This window comes from Pseudomonas sp. SB113, assembly GCF_040754745.1.
GTDB classification, from domain to species: domain Bacteria; phylum Pseudomonadota; class Gammaproteobacteria; order Pseudomonadales; family Pseudomonadaceae; genus Aquipseudomonas; species Aquipseudomonas grimontii.
This window is the reverse complement of the sequence record NZ_JBFMHW010000064.1, coordinates 1-777: the sequence shown is the minus strand read 5'-3', so window position 1 is coordinate 777 and position 777 is coordinate 1. Positions and strand designations below refer to the sequence as shown.

The 777-nt window shown below is 56.6% G+C and carries 1 protein-coding gene; it reads right to left on the bottom strand.

Annotation, left to right across the window (positions count from 1 at the left end; translation table 11 throughout):
• A partial coding sequence (locus AB1462_RS31405) for an MFS transporter (protein ID WP_367248954.1) occupies positions 1–636 on the bottom strand: 636 nt, incomplete at its 3' end.
• Between the last annotated feature and the right edge of the window lie 141 nt (positions 637–777).

Sequence of the window (777 nt, the reverse complement as noted above, 5' to 3'; positions counted from 1 at the left end):
CATCACGATAGCTGCAGTGGCGAAGGCAAAGCTGAATTCCAGTTCGGAATAGCCTGCGCGTTCGATCAGCACACGCGGAGCCGTCGAAAAGAACACGAAGAACGTTCCCATGGCTGCGCTGAATGCCAGCGTATAGGCCCAGAACGCACCGCTTCTAAGAATTGGCAGCATCGAGCGTCGAACAATCGCTGCGCTCTGCGGCCGTGTCTCGTGCCATCTTAGAAAGGCGTTGATGATCGCCGGTACGGTTACAGCCGCAAGGACAGCAAAGATTGCCCGCCATCCGAAATTGTCTGCAATCATCGCTCCGAGACTCGGACCGAGTGCCGGAACAAACGCCAGCATCGAACCGAACAGGCTGTAAATAACCACGCTTTCCGGCCAGCCAAGCAATACGGGGCGCCGCCCGACGCGATCGGAAATCGGGCCGAAGACGATTTGCCCCACACCCAGAATGAGCATGTAAAGGCTCAAACTGAGCTGCACGACGCCTGGGCTGGTATCGAGGACGCCCGGCATGGCCGGAACAACAGGAAGATAAATATCCATCGCCAGAGAGGCGAGGATGTCGAAAGGCGCCATCAGCAAAAGTGCTGCCGGCAAGGTGTAGGCCCATACAGGGCTTTTCATAGGCATGATGAAGCATCCGCTCAAATGAGAACATCTGGGCGGCGTCTGCCTGTCAGCATTGGCTGGAGAGTTCGACAGGACGCCGCAACAACAAAAAGAGCTGTTGCGGCTTACTTATCCGACGACTTGGTGGCTCCCATGCCTATG